This is a genomic window from Gracilibacillus pellucidus (genome assembly GCF_033949965.1).
Lineage (GTDB): Bacteria > Bacillota > Bacilli > Bacillales > Amphibacillaceae > Gracilibacillus > Gracilibacillus pellucidus.
In genome coordinates, this window is the sequence record NZ_JAWZSR010000004.1 from 306,007 (window position 1) to 327,636 (window position 21,630).

23 protein-coding genes and 2 riboswitches are annotated in these 21,630 nt (G+C 35.6%); of the genes, 9 read left to right on the plus strand and 14 right to left on the minus strand.

The genetic code is table 11. The features are described from left to right. Nucleotides 1-483 carry an RNA polymerase sigma factor gene (locus SH601_RS09420; RefSeq protein WP_319958036.1) on the minus strand — a complete coding sequence of 161 codons (483 nt, stop codon included), beginning with the start codon at nucleotides 481-483 and terminating at the stop codon, nucleotides 1-3. A 195-nt stretch (nucleotides 484-678) separates the two neighbouring features. Here SH601_RS09420 and SH601_RS09425 point away from each other — a divergent pair, with 195 nt between their 5' ends. Further along, entirely contained in the window at nucleotides 679-1,788 is a 1,110-nt protein-coding gene (locus SH601_RS09425; protein ID WP_319958037.1) for a CAP domain-containing protein, read from the plus strand. 41 nt (nucleotides 1,789-1,829) lie between these two features. Here the strand turns inward: SH601_RS09425 and SH601_RS09430 are convergent, their stop codons facing one another. The 4 genes from SH601_RS09430 to SH601_RS09445 are packed head-to-tail and all read right to left on the minus strand — an operon-like array spanning nucleotide 1,830 to nucleotide 5,444. After that, the gene (locus SH601_RS09430) at nucleotides 1,830-2,561 is read right to left on the minus strand and encodes a YkgJ family cysteine cluster protein (protein ID WP_319958038.1); all 732 of its coding nucleotides are present in this window, start codon (nucleotides 2,559-2,561) and stop codon (nucleotides 1,830-1,832) included. Nucleotides 2,562-2,613: 52 nt separating this feature from the next. Further along, the gene (locus SH601_RS09435; protein ID WP_319958039.1) at nucleotides 2,614-3,408 is read right to left on the minus strand and encodes an energy-coupling factor transporter transmembrane component T family protein; all 795 of its coding nucleotides are present in this window, start codon (nucleotides 3,406-3,408) and stop codon (nucleotides 2,614-2,616) included. Next, nucleotides 3,398-4,852 carry an ABC transporter ATP-binding protein gene (locus SH601_RS09440; protein ID WP_319958040.1) on the minus strand — a complete coding sequence of 485 codons (1,455 nt, stop codon included), beginning with the start codon at nucleotides 4,850-4,852 and terminating at the stop codon, nucleotides 3,398-3,400. Before SH601_RS09440 ends, SH601_RS09435 begins: the two co-directional genes overlap by 11 nt. A 1-nt stretch (nucleotide 4,853) precedes the next feature. Next, entirely contained in the window at nucleotides 4,854-5,444 is a 591-nt protein-coding gene (locus tag SH601_RS09445) for an ECF transporter S component (protein ID WP_319958041.1), read from the minus strand. A gap of 149 nt (nucleotides 5,445-5,593) precedes the next feature. After that, a riboswitch (TPP riboswitch) is annotated at nucleotides 5,594-5,701 on the minus strand. Between the two features lie 184 nt (nucleotides 5,702-5,885). Beyond that, nucleotides 5,886-6,068, plus strand: a riboswitch (Lysine riboswitch). 142 nt (nucleotides 6,069-6,210) lie between these two features. On the opposite strand from SH601_RS09445, the gene dapA reads away from it, so the two are divergent. Both dapA and SH601_RS09455 read left to right on the plus strand, forming a co-directional pair. Continuing rightward, nucleotides 6,211-7,101: a 4-hydroxy-tetrahydrodipicolinate synthase gene (dapA, locus tag SH601_RS09450; protein ID WP_319958042.1), complete on the plus strand. Its 891-nt coding sequence runs from the start codon at nucleotides 6,211-6,213 to the stop codon at nucleotides 7,099-7,101. An 89-nt stretch (nucleotides 7,102-7,190) separates the two neighbouring features. Further along, nucleotides 7,191-7,637, plus strand: coding sequence for a YaiI/YqxD family protein (locus SH601_RS09455; protein ID WP_319958043.1), 447 nt, complete (start codon nucleotides 7,191-7,193; stop codon nucleotides 7,635-7,637). Here the strand turns inward: SH601_RS09455 and SH601_RS09460 are convergent. Both SH601_RS09460 and SH601_RS09465 read right to left on the minus strand, forming a co-directional pair. After that, nucleotides 7,634-8,404 carry an alpha/beta hydrolase gene (locus tag SH601_RS09460; RefSeq protein WP_319958044.1) on the minus strand — a complete coding sequence of 257 codons (771 nt, stop codon included), beginning with the start codon at nucleotides 8,402-8,404 and terminating at the stop codon, nucleotides 7,634-7,636. The two genes, SH601_RS09455 and SH601_RS09460, sit on opposite strands and share 4 nt — an antisense overlap. A gap of 120 nt (nucleotides 8,405-8,524) precedes the next feature. Further along, nucleotides 8,525-8,983 (minus strand): AraC family transcriptional regulator, encoded by a 459-nt coding sequence (locus SH601_RS09465; RefSeq protein WP_319958045.1) that lies wholly within the window; start codon nucleotides 8,981-8,983, stop codon nucleotides 8,525-8,527. 312 nt (nucleotides 8,984-9,295) lie between these two features. Here SH601_RS09465 and SH601_RS09470 point away from each other — a divergent pair, with 312 nt between their 5' ends. The 4 genes from SH601_RS09470 to SH601_RS09485 all read left to right on the plus strand — a co-directional run bounded on the left by SH601_RS09470 (nucleotide 9,296) and on the right by SH601_RS09485 (nucleotide 11,323). Next, nucleotides 9,296-9,574, plus strand: a complete 279-nt coding sequence (locus SH601_RS09470) for a helix-turn-helix transcriptional regulator (protein WP_319958046.1) — start codon at nucleotides 9,296-9,298, stop codon at nucleotides 9,572-9,574. Nucleotides 9,575-9,694: 120 nt separating this feature from the next. Beyond that, nucleotides 9,695-10,192 carry a helix-turn-helix transcriptional regulator gene (locus tag SH601_RS09475; RefSeq protein ID WP_319958137.1) on the plus strand — a complete coding sequence of 166 codons (498 nt, stop codon included), beginning with the start codon at nucleotides 9,695-9,697 and terminating at the stop codon, nucleotides 10,190-10,192. Between the two features lie 123 nt (nucleotides 10,193-10,315). Beyond that, nucleotides 10,316-10,882, plus strand: a complete 567-nt coding sequence (locus SH601_RS09480) for a DUF6434 domain-containing protein (protein ID WP_319958047.1) — start codon at nucleotides 10,316-10,318, stop codon at nucleotides 10,880-10,882. Between the two features lie 183 nt (nucleotides 10,883-11,065). Further along, nucleotides 11,066-11,323, plus strand: coding sequence for a hypothetical protein (locus SH601_RS09485; protein WP_319958048.1), 258 nt, complete (start codon nucleotides 11,066-11,068; stop codon nucleotides 11,321-11,323). Nucleotides 11,324-11,376: 53 nt separating this feature from the next. On the opposite strand, the gene cysK is transcribed toward SH601_RS09485, so the two are convergent. Next, nucleotides 11,377-12,294, minus strand: coding sequence for a cysteine synthase A (gene cysK / locus SH601_RS09490; protein WP_319958049.1), 918 nt, complete (start codon nucleotides 12,292-12,294; stop codon nucleotides 11,377-11,379). Nucleotides 12,295-12,495: 201 nt separating this feature from the next. Here cysK and SH601_RS09495 point away from each other — a divergent pair, with 201 nt between their 5' ends. Continuing rightward, a complete protein-coding gene (locus SH601_RS09495) occupies nucleotides 12,496-12,849 on the plus strand; it encodes a PadR family transcriptional regulator (RefSeq protein WP_319958050.1) in 354 nt (117 codons plus the stop codon). Continuing rightward, entirely contained in the window at nucleotides 12,839-13,603 is a 765-nt protein-coding gene (locus tag SH601_RS09500; protein WP_319958051.1) for an HAAS domain-containing protein, read from the plus strand. Before SH601_RS09495 ends, SH601_RS09500 begins: the two co-directional genes overlap by 11 nt. Before the next feature lie 98 nt (nucleotides 13,604-13,701). Here SH601_RS09500 and SH601_RS09505 read toward each other — a convergent pair whose 3' ends face one another. From SH601_RS09505 to rhaB, 6 genes are all read right to left on the minus strand, one after another. Beyond that, nucleotides 13,702-14,406: a LutC/YkgG family protein gene (locus SH601_RS09505; protein ID WP_319958052.1), complete on the minus strand. Its 705-nt coding sequence runs from the start codon at nucleotides 14,404-14,406 to the stop codon at nucleotides 13,702-13,704. Beyond that, nucleotides 14,393-15,823 (minus strand): LutB/LldF family L-lactate oxidation iron-sulfur protein, encoded by a 1,431-nt coding sequence (locus tag SH601_RS09510; protein WP_319958053.1) that lies wholly within the window; start codon nucleotides 15,821-15,823, stop codon nucleotides 14,393-14,395. Before SH601_RS09510 ends, SH601_RS09505 begins: the two co-directional genes overlap by 14 nt. Beyond that, on the minus strand, nucleotides 15,823-16,548 hold the full coding sequence (locus SH601_RS09515; RefSeq protein ID WP_319958054.1) for a (Fe-S)-binding protein: 726 nt from the start codon (nucleotides 16,546-16,548) through the stop codon (nucleotides 15,823-15,825). The genes SH601_RS09510 and SH601_RS09515 overlap by 1 nt, the downstream gene beginning before the upstream one ends. 139 nt (nucleotides 16,549-16,687) lie before the next feature. After that, nucleotides 16,688-18,754 (minus strand): bifunctional aldolase/short-chain dehydrogenase, encoded by a 2,067-nt coding sequence (locus SH601_RS09520; protein WP_319958055.1) that lies wholly within the window; start codon nucleotides 18,752-18,754, stop codon nucleotides 16,688-16,690. A 128-nt stretch (nucleotides 18,755-18,882) separates the two neighbouring features. Beyond that, entirely contained in the window at nucleotides 18,883-20,136 is a 1,254-nt protein-coding gene (gene rhaA / locus SH601_RS09525) for an L-rhamnose isomerase (RefSeq protein ID WP_319958056.1), read from the minus strand. Then, nucleotides 20,133-21,545, minus strand: a complete 1,413-nt coding sequence (gene rhaB / locus SH601_RS09530) for a rhamnulokinase (protein WP_319958057.1) — start codon at nucleotides 21,543-21,545, stop codon at nucleotides 20,133-20,135. The genes rhaA and rhaB overlap by 4 nt, the downstream gene beginning before the upstream one ends. Between the last annotated feature and the right edge of the window lie 85 nt (nucleotides 21,546-21,630).

The following is a 21,630-nucleotide window of genomic DNA, read 5'->3' on the forward strand; positions in this document are numbered from 1 at the left end:
TTAAAAATCCTCCTTCTTCCAATTTTCTTTCATCCATTTCTTTGCTCGATACAGCCGCATTTTGACTGTTGTTTCCTCCACATTTAATTTTTGCGCAATTTGCTTATAAGATAATTCTTCGAAATAGTATGCCTTAATAACAGGTTGAAACTTTTCAGGCATGTTATTTATTTGGTGTTGCACTTGACGAGCGCGATCGTTATTCACCATTTGCTCTTCTAACAGAGGGTGCTCACTAGCAGGTTCAAATGCTTCAAATGTCTCTAGCTGTTCCATTTGTTTGGATTGTTTCCGTTTATAATCAATTGCTTTATGTAATGCGATACGACTAATCCACGTTTTGAATCCTTTATGTTGATAAGAAGAAAGAGCATCGATCATTTTAATAAATGTTTCCTGTGTTAAATCTTCTGCTAGTTTATCATCATGAATAACGCCGTATATGACTTTAAAAACATGATGCTTATACCGCTCTATTAACAAGCGCGTAGCATGATGATTTCCTGCTTTTATCTTCTTTATTAATTGTTCATCTTGAATGATGCTCCCCCCTCTCTTTCTCTCTATATAATAATTGACGAGATTAATAACAAAATGACTACAAAAAAGAGAAAATTTTTATTTATTTTTGGCCATGCTATAATAATACAATAGAATAATCATGTAAGGAGTGAGGATTTGCCTAAAATTAGAACAATTTTATTCCTTTTGCTACTAGGAGGATTAGTATGGTTTCTTTACGGAGATGACTATAAGCAAACAGGGCTTAGTGGTGTTTGGGGAGAAATAAAGGATGACATACAGCATATAAAAGAGAGTGATGCAGTTCAACAGATGCAACTTGGATTGGAAAATCTCCTTCACTATGTTACAGACAAAGAAGAGGTTCCTCCTACTCCAGATATAGAAGCACCTGATTTACATCAACCAACAGAGCAAACATTCTCTGTTCATAATATTGAAATACATGATCAAAAATCCACTGTAGAAGAGGATTTGAATCATGCTAAAAGACATTCCATGAATGACTACGGTATTGATTGGTATACGTACCATGAGCATTATCACCATTTTGTCATGGTCGCTTATGATAAAAATGATCAAGTAGTCGGTCTATTTACCAATCAAGATTTAATCAGCTCTACTGTCGATATTACACTTGAAACAGATAAGCGTACAGTCCGTGAACAATTTGGCGATCCATTACAAGCAATTCAAAAAGGGCTTGTCAAATATCGAATCGATGATAATGATGACCAAGATACGTATGTTATAGATAATAATTATATAACGTTTTTCTATGATGTCCACCAAGATAATCAAGTTGCCGCCATTCAAATTATCGCAAAAGAGTTAGAAGACGATAAAACAGATTATTTTGCTTCACCTAGTAAACAATTAACGGAAGGACTAGAATACCAGTTATTTGACCTTACAAATGCTGCGCGTGTGAAATTCGGCAAGACGGTATTAGAATGGTATGAACCCGCAAGACTTACTGCCCAACATCATAGTGAAGATATGGCGGAGAACAATTACTTCGGTCATACGAATCTAGCAGGATTATCACCATTTGATCGTTTGAAGGAAGATGATATTAGCTTTCAAATGGCTGGAGAAAACCTAGCTACTGGTCAAGCGAGTAGTATTTATGCACACCAAGGTTTGATGAATTCAGCAGGGCACCGTGAAAATATTTTAAAAGACGAATTTCGATTGATGACAGTCGGTGTAGCCTTTCAAGACAATGGCCAGCCTTTCTATACGGAAAACTATCTGACCAAATAAAAAATCCAAACCACTAATGGTTTGGATTTTCCGTTTTTCTATTAACTTATAGCATGTTCCTTCATCCAATTAATCAATAAATCTTCTTGATACAGATCATTCGGATATTCTACGACTCCTGTATCTTCTTCTTCGTATAGATACATAAGTAGTTCATTCAATGCGCCCATATACTCTTGATAAAGAAACTCATAACTGATTGTTTCTTTTGGCATCACATTATCTCTACACACGGCAGGATCTGTATAATTTACATATGTTCTACATGGTAAAGGTCTAATCTCATATGCTAAACATTTGTTCGTCTCTGTATCTAACATAACGCACGGTAGTAAAGATTGTTTATATTCATATTTTTTCTCTACATCTGTTACATCTAATTCTTCAAACTGTCCGATTTTATCTTGATACGTATTATAATAATGTGCAAAATGATTTTCTAAATGCTCTTTTCGTTCTTTCGGCATGTGATTAATTGAGTGTTTGATCATTTTCGCTTCCAGTTTATTAATAGAGATCGGGAAGTAGCAACAAAAGGCACAGCCCATTCGACAAGTTGGCGTCAGATCGACCGCTTGCTCCATTTGTTGTATTTCCTCTGAGACTGCATTAAGTAGCATTTGGTAGCTGCTTGCTATTTTTTGATCTGTCGGCAGCTCTATCTTCATTAATTGATCAACAATTTGATAAAACGTATCTTCATTGATCTCGTATTTCTCATTTAGTTGATTACATTTATCAATAATTTCTTGATGTGTTATATAACGATTCATTCCTATTCTCCTCACAGCTGCGATTCATTGAATAGTATAACAGAAAGTCCACTTATCGAACATAATCAACCGGAAAAATCGCAAAAGACGAACTTCCTAAATAAGAAAGGAATAACCATCCAGCTAGTAGAGCAAGGAATAGTATGTCTTTAACAGAATAACTAAGTTGATAATAAAAGGTTCTCTGCTCATTTCGAGAAAATTGTTTTGCTTCCATCGCAACCGCAATCCGATGTGCTCGCCGGATACTTTGAGCTAACAAAGGGATTGCATACAATTTGATTTTTTCATATATGCCTTTTATCCCTTTGGTATACTGCACACCTCTTACCTTTAAAGCTCTTCTTAACGATTGGAACTCTTCTAAAATAATTGGTAGCATTCGAATGGCTGCCATGAAACTATACGCATATTTTGGTTTTATTTTTAACTGTTGCATGGTTGAGTAAAATAGTTGAACTGGCCTTGTCGTTAAGGCGAACAATAAACTTAATAGGCCAAACACACAACTTCTTAGGCCTAAATGAATTCCGCGATAAAAACTTTCCTCTGTTATATGAATAATCCCCCATTTAAACCATGTATGTTCCCCATCACCGAAGAAAATCATCGTTGTCGCAGAGGAAATAAAAATGATGAATAAAGGCAATGCCAATAGGCAAAGTAATTTCCAACTATGACCTGTACTGAATAGATAAAGTACAAGTGAGCCGATGATAACATAAAATAGAAAGTTCGGGTTATGAATAAACAGTAGTCCAATAAAAAGACTTGCTAACGTTAATAATTTTAAGCTTGGGTTTAACTGGTGTAACCATGTAGAGCGATAATCGATACTAATAGACATAATGTTCATCCTTTATCGTTTTGTCTTCTGTATTATGATAATTCACCACATCTATTAACCTACCGTTTTTGATACGCCATTCTTTCGTTGCATAAATCTCTACTATTTCCGGTTGATGGGTCACCATAACAATTGTTGTGCCTGCTCGTCTGCACTTTTCAAATAAACGAAGCATTTGAAAAGTATTGGTAGCATCTTGGCCAAACGTTGGTTCATCAAGTAGTAAAATATCTACATTACTAATAGTCGCAGTTGCGACACTTAATCGTTTCTTTTGGCCTATCGAAAGCTGATAGGGATGATGCTCCTTTACATGTTCAAGATTGTATGTTATTAAGTGTTGATTGATTCTTTCTGCAAACTGTTCAGACGGGATATTACTATGTTCTAATGAATGCTGTAACTCTTTATAGACACTATTGGTTATAAATTGAAGTTCAGGGTTTTGAAATACATAGCCCATTTTGCGATAATCACACGTTTCTACACCTTCGGATAAATGGTAGTTAATAGTCCCTTCTGTTTTGATTAATTGCATGATCGCTAACATTAACGTACTTTTCCCAGAGCCATTTTCCCCTGTTATCGCAATCCAATCCCCATGTTGAATCGTTGCTTGTTCCACTTCTATTTTCTTTTGTTTGTGATAAAAACCTGCAAAAGCATCTAGTTCTATAATTGGTCGATGACTCGTTTCTAGTTCTGATTTTGCAGGTATAGTCATTCGATAATCCTCCCATATATCTGGATACCAAATCCCTGCTTGATAAAATGTATCTTTATGCTGATGTAATAGAAGGTTTGGATTACCATCTGCGATAATTTTTCCTTCGCTATCTAACATAATAAGGCGGTCAACTAGCGGTAATACGTGATCGATTTTGTGCTCGACGATAACCACTGTTTTATCATCAGCAACGGTTTTTAATGTGTCCCAAACTTGTTGTGTCCCTGTTTGATCAAGCATTGCCGTTGGTTCATCTAAAAACAGCACCTCTGGTTCTAGCGCTAAAGCGGAGGCTATTGCTAATCGTTGTTTCATTCCTCCTGATAATTGCTGGATAGAGGTATGAATATCTTCTAGTTGTAATCCGACTTTTTGAAGATACTGATGAATCAACGTTGGCATTTCTTTTTTCGGTGTATTTCTATTTTCTAATACAAAAGCAATTTCTTCATCCACATAGGGCATACAAAATTGTGCATCTGGATCTTGAAAAACCATGCCATATGATGGTGAGACTGAGCGTTCCGCTATCTTTAACGGCATTTCGATAACATCAGGTATTAAACCTGCCATAATCTGAAGTAACGTCGATTTACCTGAACCTGATGGACCAACAACTAATACTTTTTCTCCTTTTGCTATAGTAATCGATAAATCTTTGAATAGTAGACTATCACTGTTAGGGTAGGTTGCTCGTAATTTTTTTAACGTTATCATCTTAACGCACCTCGTCATCTAATAGGTGATAATCCTCATTTGACACAGGACGAATACTTTTGGTTACCCCTGTTTTGTCGATAGCTTCTACTAGGAAATAAGCAAAGAAGCCGGTGATCACAATCGACCCTACGATTCTATTCACTATTAGTAAAGTAAGATTCCACACAGCTAATGAATCAATATAACCATAAAACACATCTAAAATAAGTGAGCCGACAGCTGCACCAATTGCTGCGAGGCAAGTAACGTATAATCGATAACTCTTGTAACGATACATCGCAAATATAAGTTCACAGCCAAGTCCTTGAATAAGTCCATATAGTAGCAACGATATTCCCCAATGGCCACCAAACATAAATTCTCCTTGCGCGGCTGCTAATTCCGCTAGTAAAGCAACTCCTGGCTTTCGGATGATTAAAAAGGCAACAGTCGCCGCCATAAACCACATGCCATAGAGCAATTGATCGATATGTAATCCGAAAACACCTACTAAACTATACAATGGTCCCCAAAGTTTATAAATAACCGCAAAAATAAAAGCAATGACAATCGTGATCAAAATATCTGTTAACGTTAATGATTTTTTCATTGGTATTACGCTCCTTTTTATTTTATTGATTAATAGTCAAAACTCGCTTCTCTTTCCTCCTTTTGCATACGAAAAAAGCCACTATCCATACGTGACGTAGAGATAGTGGCTAAACTTATCCATCAGAAAACTGCAATATCATTATTCTATTGCACCTTAAGCCACTTCCCTACGCTGGTATGAACCAGATCAGGTTCTAAGGGTCTTAAAGTAATGACTTTAATCTCAGTCTTTAAAAGACACCCCTAGTGGAATGTGATCGTAATATGTAATTTGACTACATCATACCAAATCTTTTCGTATTGTCAAGGTTTATTGTAGGAAATTCCCACCAAATTTCATAACAATTAAGAAAAAATTTTGTTTGCAACGAGTACATTTTTTTGATATAGTTAGAATCAACAAAAAACAATTATATCGTTTTGCTTCAATTTTTATTGAAGTGAGAATAGAGGTGCAAAAACCATTAGTACCTAGCTGGAGGCTGATGTAGCCGAGGAAAGCTAATGGAAAGGGGAATTTGCCGAAGTAATGTACGTACACATCAACATACATTGCTGGTCCTGCATTAAATAAATGTTGGGCTGTCATATAGTGAAGACTGTATGGAGGGCTATCTCACGCATCGAGCTAAAGTATACAAAGATGCAAGTAATGATACCCTCATTACTTGCATCTTTTTTATACGAAAAATGGTTTGATGAGATATGCTCTATTCAGGTACAAGTGAAATTGTTTTTAATCTTTGAATAGAGGTGGATGTAAAATGAATTTTGGACGTGTATTAACCGCGATGGTTACACCATTTAATGAAAAAAACGCAATTGATTATGACAAAACAGAGCAACTGATTAACCATTTACTTCAAAATGGAACAGATGCCTTAGTAGTAGCTGGGACGACAGGTGAATCCCCTACCTTATCAAAAGAAGAAAAGTTATCCTTACTGCAGTTTACGGTAAAAACTGTTAATGGCCGTGTGCCTGTCATTGCAGGAACAGGTTCTAACAATACACAAGAATCAATGGAAATGACGAAAAAAGCAGAAACGATTGGTGTGGATGCAGTCATGCTAGTTGCACCATATTACAACAAACCTTCTCAAGAAGGGCTTTATTTACATTTTAAAACTATTGCAGCATCCACTAGTTTACCTGTGATGTTATACAATATTCCTGGTCGATCAAGTGTTGCAATCAATCCTGAAACAATCATCAAATTAGCTCAAATCGAAAATATTGTTGCTGTTAAAGAAGCTAGTGGTGATTTAGATGGCATGACGCGTATTATTCATGAAACAGATAGTAACTTCTCCTTATATAGTGGTGATGATACATTAACACTCCCAGCTGTAGCAATCGGTGCACACGGTATTGTTTCTGTTTCTTCTCATATAGTAGGATCGGAAATGAATGAAATGATAACTGCTTACACTTTAGGTAATGTTGCTCGAGCACAAGAATTACATCAGTATTTACACCCGATTATGCAGGCAATGTTTATGGCTCCAAGTCCAGCACCTGTTAAAGCAGCTCTTTCAATGAACGGAATGGATGTGGGAAGTTTGCGTTTGCCATTAGTTCCTCTTAACGAAGAAGAATTGCAGCTTTTACGTCATAAATTACTCTTTATCCAAGAAAAATATTATGCAGGATAATAAGAAGACAGTTCATCGATTAAGGTGAACTGTTTTTTCGTGTGTAAGTATGAGCGTTCTGCTATACTATGAAACGAGGAGTGAATAAGATGAATATATATGTAGATGCGGATGCATGTCCGGTGACAGATATGATAATAGAAGAAGCAAAATTATTTCAGTTGGATGTAGTGTTAGTGAAGAGTTATAGTCATTTTTCTATGAAGGAAACGCCTAGTCATGTTTCTATTAAGTATGTAGATGATGGAGCGGATGCGGCTGATTACCGAATTGTCCAAATGGTAAAACATGGTGACGTTGTGGTAACACAAGATTATGGTTTAGCGGCACTTTGTCTAGAAAAAGGATGTCATGTTATACACCATATCGGCTTTCGTTATACAAAAGACAAAATCGACCAAATGCTACAGGAACGCCATATTAATGCACAAGCACGAAAAGCAGGTATACGAACGAAAGGGCCGAAAAAGTTTTCAGAAGAACAAAAAAATAGCTTCCGCTTGAAATTACGAAAGCTATTAGAACAGAGCAGTTAATTACTTACTACATAAGCGTTCATCCAGTTCAGACATGCTTGTTTCCAATCTTGTGTGTACGGATGATCGTCGGCAAGTCCTAATCCGTGTCGTCCGTCTTGATAAATATGCAACTCATAAGGTATTTGGTCAGTTTGTAGTGCCACAGCATATTGCAAACTATTGAATGAAGGTACTGCTTGATCATTAGCTGTTGACCAAATAAAAGCAGGTGGTGTGTCTTTGTGCACCATTTCCTCGCATGAATAATAATCTACTAGTCTTTGCTCTGGCTTTTCTCCTAATAAGTTCGTTTTACTACCTTCGTGTGTGAATTCTCTCATTGTAATAACCGGATAACAAAGAATATGAAAATCTGGCCTAGATGAAACTTCCCTTTCCGTAATAAACCGATTACTGATCGTTGCTGCTAAATGACCACCAGCTGAAAAACCGAGCACGCCTACTTTGTTTTCTCCGTGGAGGTTCCACTCAGCTCGTTTTTGTTTGATGAAAACGATAGCTTGTTGTGCTTGCGTTATCGTCTCTTGTTCTGAAATAGGGGCAGTCTTGTAACGCAGTACACATGCATGGAACCCGTTTTCATTTAACCATTTAGCAACAGGTTCCCCTTCATGATATGCTCTGTGACCATACCCACCTCCTGGTATAACTAAAATAATTGGTGCATGTAAAGCATTTTCTAATAGATATGGAGTAATACTCGGAACATCCGTATGTAAAGCAGATTCTTCCCAGTTTACTGTGTTTTGCTCAATAATTTTCAATAAGATAACCACCTTTATATATTAGTTATTTACTCCTTTTTTTATTTCATTTTCGAAGAAGCCGTATTGTCAATATTAGATTCTGTTAAATGAAATTATTTTCGTAAATTTTAACATTATTTATTGAATTGGTATAAGAAATTCACAATATTTATCTTCCCCCTCTTCTTCTTTATAACGTTCAACAATTGGAGATTTTCTTAAATTGAAATTATACTTTGACATTTCGGCATTTAGGTTATTCCAAAAATCTCTTACAGCTTCTGTAGTATGGACAATTGTAAATACTGCATATTTACCACCTTCAAAAATTCCTGTGTTGGCAGGCCTTTTTACTTCCCAGTCATTATCCACAGAAATAATGAGATCATATCTACACTCTTCAAGAGGGGTAATTGCAGGATTATCCTGTGCAATACCATAAATACCGTATTCAAAACGATTTTTTGATAACCCGTTTGTACGTACCCATTTCTTAAATTCTTTCATCATTTCGAAATTTTTCTCATTACCATAAGGTCCCACATTTCTAAAAAACGCAATTTTTGTTGTGGGCAAATTTTCAACTTTGATTTTCATATTATCCCTCCTTGAAATCAAGCATATATCGATTTAAAATGTTTTTCTATATGTATTTTAATTTTTTTAAAAATATTAGCAATCTTTTAAATCATGATACAATGTTTCCATTTCGCCATTTTAAAATGAGCCAATTGAGAAAGCAGAAGAGCTTTCTGTTTTTTGAGGGTTACTGACTGACATTGTATGCTTTGATATGTATGCTATTGAATAAGGCACTACTTTCCATCGGTAAATTACATACTTTAATACTAATAACTTGTGTCACTAATTATGTGATATAATTCCATCTAAATATAGGGAGGGTTCGCTTTGAAAGAAAGTCGCTTGTTTAAAATTATCTATTATCTTTTGGATAGAGAAAAAGCTACCGCCTCTGAATTAGCTGAAAAGTTCGAGGTTTCCTTTAGAACAATATATAGGGATTTAGATATCATAAGCAGTGTGGGAATACCTATATATACATCTAATGGTAGAAATGGTGGTATATATCTTGTAGACAACTTTGTTCTAAATAAAGCTCTTTTATCCGATGAAGAGCAGCAAAATATATTAATAGCATTACATAATTTAGAAGTAACGAAAAAATGATCAGATAATGACACCATATTGAAATTAAAAGCCCTATTTCGAACTCACATACATGAATGGATAGATATAGATTTTTCTCAATGGGGAGAATAGCATAACGTTCATAATAAATTTGAGATCATTAAAACGGCAATTTTGAGTCGAATGCAAATAAATTTTGACTATGCTTATTCTAAAGGAGAAGTAAGTCACAGGATAGTAAACCCTGCAAAATTGCTATATAAATCAAATGCTTGGTATCTTCAAGCATTTTGCATAGATAAAAAAGATCTTAGGATATTCAAGTTAAATAGAATTTATGAAATTACCGTTACGGATAACCAATTTCAAGCTTTGGATATTCCGTCTTTAGATGAGAAAAGCTGTGCAGAATATATTCATCTTGATTTACTTTTTTCTGAAAAAATAGCTTATAGGGTCTTTGATGAATTTAATCTAAATAATATAACACGACAAAGCGATGGTAGTCTTATTGTTTCTATTGATATGCCTAATGAAGAATGGTTAATTAGATATTTGTTATCCTTTGGTAAATTTATTAAGGTTTTATCCCCTATGTGTATTCGCACTCAATTTTTGGAAGAAGTTAGAGCTATGTACGAATACAATATAAAGTGAGACTTCAATCAGTGGGAGTTTTACGGACGTTTACACCGTGATAAATTTATAAATACTGACATATGTTGTCAGTATTTATGTGATATCCTGATTATAAAATGATTTATATTTAGGAGGATCAGTATGGAAAAACAGATAATAAATAAAAATTTAGATGTACATACTTTCCGTAATTTCTATTACTTAAAAGAGGAACTTATAACATTTTGTAAACAGGAAGATTTACAAGCTACAGGTTCTAAAGAAGAATTAACAAATAGAATCGCTCATTACCTTGAAACGGGTGAAAAGATCCGGGCTAAAAGGTCGCCAAAACAACGTAAAAATATTGATAAAATTGATCTCGAAAGCAAAATTGAAGAAAATTTTGTATGTACAGAAGCACATAGAGCTTTCTATAAAGAAAATATAGGTAAATCATTTTCTTTCAATGTCCTATTTCAGCAATGGTTGAAACAGAATGCAGGCAAGACTTACCAAGATTCGATTACTGCATATTATCAAATTTTAGAAAATAAGAAGAATAACAAGACGAAAATAGATAAGCAATTTGAATATAATACATATATTCGAGATTTCTTTCATGATAATAAAGACAAATCTCTAAAAGATGCCATTACATGTTGGAAGTACAAAAAATCTATTCCTGGTCATAATAAGTATGAAAAAGGAGACTTGAAGTTTTTATAAAATGAGTCTACAAACAGGGAGTTTTTATGGATGTTTAACTGTATTAGAAATTCTGCTACGCGATGAAATATACAACTTTTATTATTAAAATTATCAAAAAATGGGTAAATCCCCATTCGAAAAAGTAAAGCTTGCATAGGCTACTATCAAGTAACAAAAGACTTATAAAAAGGAGAATGCTTCATGCATCATCATCATTATCCTGTGGGACCTCAACATTTTCGTCATCCACAACATCAACATGAAGATGAGAGAGTTTTCGGTCCAATTGGGCCGCTAGGGGCTGGCTTATTAGGATTTGGTTTAGGTTATTTTGGAAGTGAAGCTTTCGGTCCTCCTGGGCCATACCCTTACCCGCAACCATATCCGCCATACTATAACTACCCACCATATGGGCCACCAGTGCCATATGGACCTGGTCCTTACTACGGAGGATATTAATGTAATATAAAGAGATCAGTTGCTGACTGATCTCTTTTATTTCTTACCAAGATTTAATTAAAAAGATGCATACTTAAGTATCGTTCTCCAGTATCTGGAGCAATACATAATACTTTCTTACCTTTACCTAGTTTTTCCGCTAGTTGAATAGCTCCATAAACAGCGGCACCTGCAGATGGACCAACAAAAATACCTTCTTTTGCAGCTAAGTCTTTAAATGTCGTAATTGCTTCTTCATCTGAAATTTGAATGATTTCATCATAAACTGATGTATTTAAGATTTCCGGAACAAAACCAGGACTTGTGCCTACAAGCATATGTTTACCCGGCTTTCCTCCTGATAGAACAGGTGATCCTTCTGGTTCTGCTACAGCGATGTGTAAGTTAGGTAATGCTTCTTTCAATGTTTCTCCTGTTCCTGTAATCGTACCACCAGTACCAGCGGTTGCGACAAATGCATCTAAATCATGATCTGTTTGTTCTAAGATTTCTACTGCCGTCGTTTTACGGTGGATATCAGGATTTGCTGCATTTTCGAATTGCTGTGGCATAAAGCTATTTGGAATTTCTTCTAGTAATTCTTTTGCTTTTTTGATTGCACCAGGCATTTTTTCAGCACTTGGTGTTAGTACTACTTCTGCACCATAAGCTTTTAAAATGTTAATACGTTCTTTCGTCATATTGTCCGGCATCACTAAAATAGCTTTATAACCTTTCGCGGCACACGTTTGTGCTAGACCAATACCAGTGTTTCCACTTGTTGGTTCAATAACTGTCGCCCCTTCTTTAAGTAGGCCAGCTTTTTCTGCTTCTACAATCATATTGTAAGCTGCTCTGTCTTTCACACTTTTCGATGGATTAAACATTTCTAATTTTACATACACATCTGCAGCACCTTCAGGTACGATTCGATTTAATTTTACAATTGGAGTGTTACCGATCAACTCCGTTATATTTTGATATACGTTCATTTGTCTACCCCTTCCTACTATATCCTTCTCTATGATAGCAAGGATTTATATAGAAAGACAAGTATAGTATTAAAACTATAATAAATATATACCTTGCAATACAAGAGTAATAAAGCTATACTATTTATATATCATGTATTACAAGGTACTTCGCAGCCATAACTCTTGCATAACAAGTTACCGATGAGGAGGTGAAAGTAATTGTCCACAACACAAATGCTAAAAGGGATCATAGACGGTTGTTTATTAGCAATCATAAAAAACAAAGAAACATATGGATACGAAATGGCAGAAAAATTAGAGGAGTATGGATTTGATTCCTTTAGCGAAGGAACTATTTATCCTTTATTAATGCGAATGCAAAAAGAAAAATTAGTTTCCTCTACCTTAAAGAAGTCAACCGCAGGACCTAGGAGAAAGTATTATTCCTTAACAGAAAAAGGCGAATTAGAGTTAGAAAACTTTATGAAACGTTGGGAACAATTACAATCAAATGTAAATAATGTTTTACACAATGAATCCCAAAATGAAGGAGATGGTACGATTGAAAAATGAACAGAAGCTATCACATCAAAGTAATACATTTATTGAAGATTTAAGGGTTTACCTCTTTTCTTCTGGTAAAAATGAAAGGGAAATCAAGGAAATTACAGAAGAATTAGAAGTACATTTACAAGAAGCCGAACAAAAAGGGAAATCAATAGAGAAAATAATTGGAAATTCACCCAAAGAATATATGGAGATGATTTCAAAAGAAATGTCGAATGACTACCTTGCTTGGATGAAATATATTGTTATTATTTTGTTAGGTATGTTTTCTCTAAATATTATCCCAGAACTATTGAATGGTATACTATCTTATTCAGTTCTGGAGATTATTGGCCATATTGTCATAGCGCTTATTTTTATTACTTTTACATTTGCTAGTTTTAAGTATATTTCCGTAATAAGTCATTCAAACAAGAAAAAATTAATGCTACTTAGCTCCGTAGCATTCACTCCTATCATATTGTTTATAGGCTTGATTTACCTTAACAGAGCATTTGAAACACCGATTGTTCACTTCAATCAAATAGCCTTAATTATAACAGGAGCAATAGCTGTACTAATAATCATTGGTATTTCCTTCTGGGCGAAAAGCTGGGTGCTTATTATTCTCTTATTGCTGCTTAGTTTACCAGACTATTTCCTCGGTAAGACTTCCATTACTGATGAAACACAGCTCATCGTTAGTGGTTTGATTACTTATGGTGGGATTGGCCTTTATATTTGGTTTAGCTACAAACAACACAATAAATCTCAACAATAAAGTTAACGAAAGTTAGTGTCCGTTTATCCCCCACTTCTCTTCCTCGTTTTCGCTTGAACGTTGAAGTGGGGTTTACGGATGTTTGCACCGTTCGGGTGTTACCAATCATCGATAACAATATAAGTAGCCCTTATTGGTCCGTGTACTCCTACCACTAGATTCATTTCAATATCCGCACTATTACTTGGTCCAGTAATAAAATTAATACAAGAGGCGATGCTTTCTCCTTGCTTTACTTGATGATGGATATAATTTGTTGCTTGCGTCATTCTTCTTACAATCGTGGATTCCGGGATAATTGCTATATAATTTGCAGGTAGCAAACTGACCGATCGGCCCTTCCCTTTATCATTAAGTAAAACAACTGTACCTGATTCTGCTAACGTTATATCACTAAACGTAATGCCGACATCCGCTTTTTCAGCTATTTCAACGGATTTTTCTCGATTCGTATTATCCCATTTAAAAGCGTCTAAATCCTGTAATGATTGCTCAGTATTGGTTTGTGTGAATCGCTCATCAGCTGTGTATACAATAGATGTAGCTTGTAAGTTTGTTAGTACGTTTATTACCGTTTGATTAAGTTCCTCTAAACTAGTAGAATAAAAGTCAGTATGAATCTCTTTACACTGATTTTGCAACACACTTACTAATTGTGCTTGATCATAGTTAGTTAATACGTTCTCTTGTGGTGTGACTGACCATTCTGGCTTTTCTACTGGTTTATTCATAGGGATATTACCTAGGTTTTCACGAATGTTCGATAAGAAAGTATCACGATTGATAATATTACCTTTTACCATTTTGCTCACCCCTCTTTTCAAACCAGTCTCGGAAACGCTCTGTCACTGGTTGCGGAAAATCTCTAGCATGTGTCCAGTGCTTTAATGGACCAGGTCCTTTAGTGATCACCTTGTTTTTCGCGAAAGGTGTAGTTAATAGTGGTGCCATTTTTGTTGCGGTTCGGTACAAATTTCCCGAGTTAACGATTTGCTCAAAACCTCGCATTGCAACACGTTCTGATAATGTTGTTTTCTTTTCATCTTCTACTATTTGTCTCCTGTGCATAATTAATTGCTCATGTAGCGGTATTTTTACCGGGCATACTTCCGTGCAAGCTCCACATAAGGAAGATGCATAAGGTAATTCCTTATATTCATCATAATCAGATAATAATGGAGAAAGTACTGCACCAATGGGACCAGGATAAATCGAGCCATATGCATGCCCGCCAACATGACGATAAACGGGACAAACATTGATACAAGCAGCACATCGAATACAATGAAGTGCCTCTTGAAATTCTGTGCCTAATATTTTCGATCTCCCATTATCAACAATTACTAAATGAAATTCCTCTGGACCATCTGCTTCTCCATCCTTTTTAGGACCAGTTAATGCAGTAATATAGCTAGTTAATTTTTGCCCAACTGCGGCTCTCGTTAATAAACTAACGACAATATCAAGTTCTTCCCAACCTGGTACAATTCGTTCCATCCCCATTACGGTAATCTGTGTTTTCGGAAGAGTAGATACCATCCGAGCGTTGCCCTCATTGGTCACTAGCGCAAAAGAACCAGATTCTGCAACAGCAAAATTACAACCAGTAATGCCGATGTCAGCTGCTAGAAATTCTTCTCGTAATTTTTCACGTGCAAACAATGCTAACTCCTCTGGTTTTTCCGATTTTAAGTATGCTAGTTTTTCCTTAAATACATCTCGTATCTGTTCTTTATTTTTATGAAGTGCAGGTGCTACGATATGGGATGGTGGGTCATGATCATCTATTTGTAAAATGTATTCACCTAAATCTGTTTCCACCACTTCACAATCGATCTCTTCCAATGCTTGATTCATTGAAATTTCTTCTGTTACCATTGATTTCGATTTAGCTATTTTTTTTGCGTGCTTCCTTTTAGCTATTTGCTGAATATACTGATTGGCCTCTTCACCCGTTTCCGCAAAAAAAACATGTCCGCCTAATTCCGCTACTTTTTCACTTAATTGATGTAAATAGTAATCTAAATGCTCGATAGTATGGCGTCTAATTTCAGAACCTAATGTCCGCCACTCTTCCCAATCTCCTAGTTCGTCCGCTGCATCTTTTCGTTTGCCTTGCAATCTTGTTTGGGCAGAACGAACAGCACCACGCATAAAATCATCTGCTATCCCGCTTGTAACTCTTTGTTTAAAGTCTTTCTCTCCAATTTGCATCGGCATTATCCGTCACCTCTGCTGTTTAAAATTTCCGCAACATGCTTTACTTCTACTGAACTATTATGTCGAGACAAACGTCCACCAATATTCATCAAACAACTACTATCTGCACCTAATAAAAGATTTGCTTTTGTCTCTTCAATATGTGCTACTTTTTCATCCACCATTTGTTCAGAAATATCACTCATTTTTACAGAAAATGTACCACCAAACCCACAACAGTCATGACAATTAGGTAAATCTACCATTGTTAACCCTTGGACGTTTTCCAATAATCGTAATGGTGCTTCTTTTACACCTAAGAGACGTGTCATATGGCATGATGTGTGATAAGTAGCTACTCCATCAAAATGTGCTCCTACATCATCTATTTGAAGCTCTTCAACGATAAATTGCGTTAATTCGTATGTTTTGTTTTTCAATCTTTGTGCACGTTGTTGCCATTCAGATCCCTCTTCAAATAAATGAACATATTCATGAATCATATATACGCATGAACCAGAAATACCTACTACATATGCAGATTCTTCAAATGTCTCGATTAAATGTTTTGCTACATCAATGGTTTCTTTATGGTATCCGCTGTTATATGCTGGTTGACCACAACAAGTCTGAGTCCTTGGAAAGTCTACTATGCAGCCTAAATGCTCCAATAATTCAACAGCAGCTTTCCCTGCATTGACATAAAACATATCACCTAAACAAGTAACAAAAAGTGATACTTTCATTCTATACGCCCCATTTCTTAAAGCATCCACTATGCTAACGGTCTAATACATTATCTTTATTTAATAGATTCTTACAATCAATTAATTGGTAAGCAGTATGGATAGATTCTCATGAAAAGAATCTATCCATACTGTCTTTTTACCTGGTAAATGCTGCCGCTACTCCTCCATCAACTGTTACCATACATCCAGTAGTTTTGGCTGCTTTTGATGACGCTAAGAAAGCAATCGATTCAGCGATATCATCTGGTAAAATATTCACATTTAAAATAGTTCGTTTACGATAATGTTCTTCCAGATCGTCTGTTCCTATCCCGTAGGAGGATGCACGTTCTTTTTTCCAGGAGGAATCCCAAATTTTCGATCCTCTAATGACAGCATCAGGTAAAATAGAGTTCACTCTAATTCCAAAAGGACCACCGTCTGCCGCAATTGTCCGAGCTAAATGTACTTCTGCTGCTTTAGCTGTACTGTAGGCCGCAGCATTTTTTCCAGCATATATAGAATTTTTTGAACCGATAAAGACCATATTTCCACCAATATCTTGTTCTTTTAATAACTTAAAAACTTCTCTTGCAACTAAGAAATAACCAGTAACTAATACGTTCATGTTTAAATTCCATTGTTCCATTGTCGTTTCTTCAAAAGGACTGGAACTTGCTAGACCAGCATTATTTACTAATATATCGATACCGCCATATTTTCTAACAGAATCTTGAATGGCTTGTTTTACTTCTTCTTCTTTTGTAACATCCATTTGCACTGCAAAGGCACGGTTTGCTCCATATTGTTCATTTACTTCATTTGCTAATTTTTCCGCGCCGTCCATATTAATATCAGCGATAACCACATGTGCCCCGTCATTGATTAATCGGTAAGTTGTAGCTGTTCCAATTCCTCCAGCCCCACCTGTAACAAATGCAACCTGACGCGAAAATTCTTTTTCTGCTGGAGCTAAGCTTAGTTTGTATAATTCTAACGGCCAATACTCCACAGCATAAGATTCTGCTTCATTTAATGAAACAAAGTTTCCTAAGGAACAAGTACCTGCCATCACTGCAATTGCACGGTGGTAAAGCTGTTCGCTGATGTTCGCTGCTGTCCAGCTTTTACCAGTATTAAGCATACCTAAACCAGGGATTAAAATAATTCTAGGTAAAGGTTCTACTAATTGGTCTCCGTCCGTTTTGTTTCGTTCAAAATAAGCGATATATGCTTCTTTATATGCAGATAAACCTGCTGTTATTTTTTCTTTTAAAGCTTCTTGTGTTTCCGATTGTGGGTCCCAGTCAATAAATAATGGTGTTCGCTTCGTATGAACAAGATGGTCTGGGCAAGCCGCTCCTACTTGTGATAATTCTTTTGCTTGTTTACTATTCACAAATTCTAGTACACTAGCATCATCATTATAGGTAACAAGCATTTTTTTATCTTTACTCACTTGGCCACGGATGAACGGCATGATGTCAGCAAACAACTCTTTTCTATATGCTTCAGGTAAAGGCTCATATTTTGAACCACCAAATATGGATTGGTTACTTGCTTGCTGTGTAATATATGCTTCTGCTTGATTAATAATATCTATCGTTTTGTTATAACTTTCTTTAGACGTTTCCCCCCATGTAACAAGTCCGTGTTTCTCCATGATGACTAATTCCGCATCAGGATTATTTTTTACGCCTTCTGCAATCATTCTAGAAAGCTTAAAGCCTGGTCGAATGTATGGTACCCAGACGAATTTATTCCCATAGATTTGTTCTGCAATTTCTTTCCCATTATCAGCACAGGCAATGCTGATGATTGCATCAGGATGCGTGTGATCCACCTGTTTAAAGGGAAGAAAAGCATGTAATAATGTTTCTATAGAGGAACGAGGGTGTTTAGCATCTATCATACAATGTGAAAGGTACTCTACCATTTCCTCATCTGTCATATCCTCACGTTCCATTAACGGTTGAATGTCAGCTAATTTTAAGCCAGTGAAATTATCCGCCTTCATTGTTGCTAAATCAGAACCGCTACCTTTTACCCACATCACTTCAATATCTTCACCTTTAAAATCTTTTTCTACTGTTTTAGATGACGTATTTCCGCCACCAATATTAACTACGGAACGATCTGAACCTAATAGATTAGAACGATATACTAATGATGATAGCCCATCAATCTGAGTAGATATATCGTCCTTCCACTTGTTTTCTACCATAAAAAATCCTCCTCTTATCCTTTTGTTTTGTTTTATTTATCTGTTTATATCTTTATTATAATGCAAATAAAAGGTAAAACAACAAAACAAAGGTATTGTAACTAAAATGTATTTAATGCTCAACATTATTAACGTTGTGATAATACTGCTTTTTCATACTCTTTTACTTGATCAAGCCACTTTTCTTGGCTAGGTACGCCCATTTGTTCGCAATAATAATCCCAAACAGCGCCAAACGGATACGTTTTAAACTCTTCCATTAAAGCTAAACGTTCCGTGAAATTGCCTTCATCTTGCAATTGTTTTAAATGGTCGTTTGGTAAAAGAAGTGCGTATAATAAAGATTTAATCATGTTTCTTGTACCAATTGTCCATGCAGCAACACGATTAATACTTGCATCAAAGAAATCTAATCCTATCATTACTTTATCCAGTGCATTATTCCGTACAATTTCAAGTCCTATTTCGCGCAATTCATCATCTAATATAACAACGTGGTCACTGTCCCAACGAACCGGACGTGATACATGAAGGGCTAATTTGTCATGAAAAAGGAGTAGCGCAGAAATTTTATTAGAAATCACTTCTGTCGGATGATAATGCCCACTATCTAATAAACATAATTTATTATTTTTCATTGCATAACCCATATAAAATTCATGGGAACCAACAACATATGCTTCAGAACCAATTCCAAATAGTTTACTTTCCACTGCATCAACATTTAGAGACTCATCTACATCTGCAGCAAATATTGCGTCTAACGATTCTTTTAAACGTTTGCGAGGTGTTAATCGATCACTTGGAATATCTTTAAATCCATCTGGAATCCAAATATTCGTTAATGCCGGCTGACCTAGTTCTTTGCCAAAGTATTCGCCAATTTGACGGGATCTGATACAATGTTCAATCCAAAAATCTCTAATTTGCTTATCTGGATGTGCTAATGTTAATCCATCGGCTGCTTTTGGATGTGAAAATAAAGTTGGATTAAAATCTAGCCCTACGTTCATTTTTTTTGCCCAATTCACCCAATTTTCAAAGTGTTTTGGTTCTAATTCATTTCTATCTATTTTCTGTCCGTCTGTTTCTGCGTAAATAGCATGTAAATTTACTTTATGACTGCCAGGGATTAGTGATAACGCCTTTTCTAAATCACTCCTTAATTCTTCAGGTGTAGTAGCTTTACCTGGATAATCACCTGTTACATCGATCCCCCCAGACAACTCCTGTTCTTCTACCTCAAATCCAGTTATATCATCACCTTGCCAACAATGTATGGAGATCGGTACACTCTTTAATTGTTCAAAAGCATTATCTATAGAAATACCCCATTTTTCATATTGCTTTTTTACTAATAAAAAGTTTTCATTCACACTCATGCTTTTTCACCTCTTCGTTCAAATTTTTGACTAGCAAAGGACTTATTAATGATGTTCTTTGATTCTTCAATAGAAGCAATTTGTCCCGTTGTTATCATCTGCGCTACTAAGTTCCCAATAGCTGTTGCTTCATCTGGACCAGTGTATAGTGTTTTACCGCTTTTTTCGGCTAGTTTTTCATTCATATAACGATTCTTACTACCACCACCTATAATATTAATGGCGTTATACCTTTTACCTGTTATTTTTTCTATTTCCTTTGCCGTTTGGCTGTAACTTTCTACCAAGCTATCAAAGATACATTTAGCGAATTGCCCCACTGTTTGTGGAATCAATTGTTTGGTTTCCTGACAATATTGTTGAATAGCTACTTGCATGCATTCGGGCTTTAAAAAACGCTGATCATTTACATTGATGACGGATGTAAATGCATTTTCTTGAAAGGCAAGTTCAACAAAATCTGAAAAGCTATAACGATCGTTATACTCACGCTTTAATTCTTGAATCATCCATAATCCCATAATATTTTTTAAGAATCGTATACGCTCATTTGCTCCTCCTTCATTGGTAAAGTTATATGTTAACGCTTCGTCTGTCGTAATTGGTTGGTCATGTTCGACGCCCATTAATGACCATGTTCCGGAACTGATAAATATCGTGTCGTCAGCTAGAGTAGCTAAAACCGCTGATGCCGTATCATGTGTACCTGGTAAAATAACTTGAGCCTGACATTGCCATTCTTCTTGTAATGATTGTTTAAGTAAACCGATTGACTGCATTGGTTTACTTGGTTCAGAGAATATATGACTAGGCAATTCTAGTTGTTGGAGAAGTGATTGATCCCAACGTTGTGTGGAAGCATTTACTAATTGTGTTGTCGTTGCATTGGTGTATTCGTTTGTAATCGTTCCTGTTAATAAATAGTGTAAGTAGTCCGGAATCATTAAAAAATAGTGTGCTTTTTCGATTAATTCAGGATGTTGATTTTGCAGTGCGACTAATTGATAAATCGTATTAAATGGTTGAAATTGAATACCTGTTTGTGTATAAAGGGTTTTTTTGTCCACTTTTGTATGGACTTGTTCCATTATTCCATCAGTACGATGATCACGATAACAGACAGCTTCTGTTATTCGATTTTTGTCCTTGTCTAGTAGAACAAAATCAACTGCCCATGTATCAACACCAATACTAATCGGTTGAAAATTTGCTTTCACTGTTAATGTAATACCTGTTTTTATTTCTTGAAATAAGCGATCAATATCCCAACAAAGCTGTCCTTTTTTTTCTAACATATCGTTATCAAAACGATGTATTTCCTCTAAATATAGATGTTCATCTATCAAATAGCCTACAATAACACGTCCGCTAGAAGCCCCGATATCGACTGCTACATTACACTTTTGCAAATAAATCACCTCTTTTTGTAAGCGTTTATATAATGTAATAATAATAAATTAATCGGAATATAACTATAACCAAAATTATTTATTT

Excerpts from the sequence above, each read along its gene's own strand:
- SH601_RS09430 (WP_319958038.1), bottom strand. The coding sequence starts at position 2,561 with ATGAATCGTTATATAACACATCAAGAAATTATTGATAAATGTAATCAA.
- SH601_RS09435 (WP_319958039.1), bottom strand. The coding sequence starts at position 3,408 with ATGTCTATTAGTATCGATTATCGCTCTACATGGTTACACCAGTTAAAC.
- SH601_RS09440 (WP_319958040.1), bottom strand. The coding sequence starts at position 4,852 with ATGATAACGTTAAAAAAATTACGAGCAACCTACCCTAACAGTGATAGT.
- SH601_RS09445 (WP_319958041.1), bottom strand. The coding sequence starts at position 5,444 with ATGAAAAAATCATTAACGTTAACAGATATTTTGATCACGATTGTCATT.
- dapA (WP_319958042.1), top strand. The coding sequence starts at position 6,211 with ATGAATTTTGGACGTGTATTAACCGCGATGGTTACACCATTTAATGAA.
- SH601_RS09455 (WP_319958043.1), top strand. The coding sequence starts at position 7,191 with ATGAATATATATGTAGATGCGGATGCATGTCCGGTGACAGATATGATA.
- SH601_RS09465 (WP_319958045.1), bottom strand. The coding sequence starts at position 8,983 with ATGAAAATCAAAGTTGAAAATTTGCCCACAACAAAAATTGCGTTTTTT.
- SH601_RS09480 (WP_319958047.1), top strand. The coding sequence starts at position 10,316 with ATGGAAAAACAGATAATAAATAAAAATTTAGATGTACATACTTTCCGT.
- SH601_RS09485 (WP_319958048.1), top strand. The coding sequence starts at position 11,066 with ATGCATCATCATCATTATCCTGTGGGACCTCAACATTTTCGTCATCCA.
- cysK (WP_319958049.1), bottom strand. The coding sequence starts at position 12,294 with ATGAACGTATATCAAAATATAACGGAGTTGATCGGTAACACTCCAATT.
- SH601_RS09505 (WP_319958052.1), bottom strand. The coding sequence starts at position 14,406 with ATGGTAAAAGGTAATATTATCAATCGTGATACTTTCTTATCGAACATT.
- SH601_RS09510 (WP_319958053.1), bottom strand. The coding sequence starts at position 15,823 with ATGCCGATGCAAATTGGAGAGAAAGACTTTAAACAAAGAGTTACAAGC.
- SH601_RS09515 (WP_319958054.1), bottom strand. The coding sequence starts at position 16,548 with ATGAAAGTATCACTTTTTGTTACTTGTTTAGGTGATATGTTTTATGTC.
- SH601_RS09520 (WP_319958055.1), bottom strand. The coding sequence starts at position 18,754 with ATGGTAGAAAACAAGTGGAAGGACGATATATCTACTCAGATTGATGGG.
- rhaA (WP_319958056.1), bottom strand. The coding sequence starts at position 20,136 with ATGAGTGTGAATGAAAACTTTTTATTAGTAAAAAAGCAATATGAAAAA.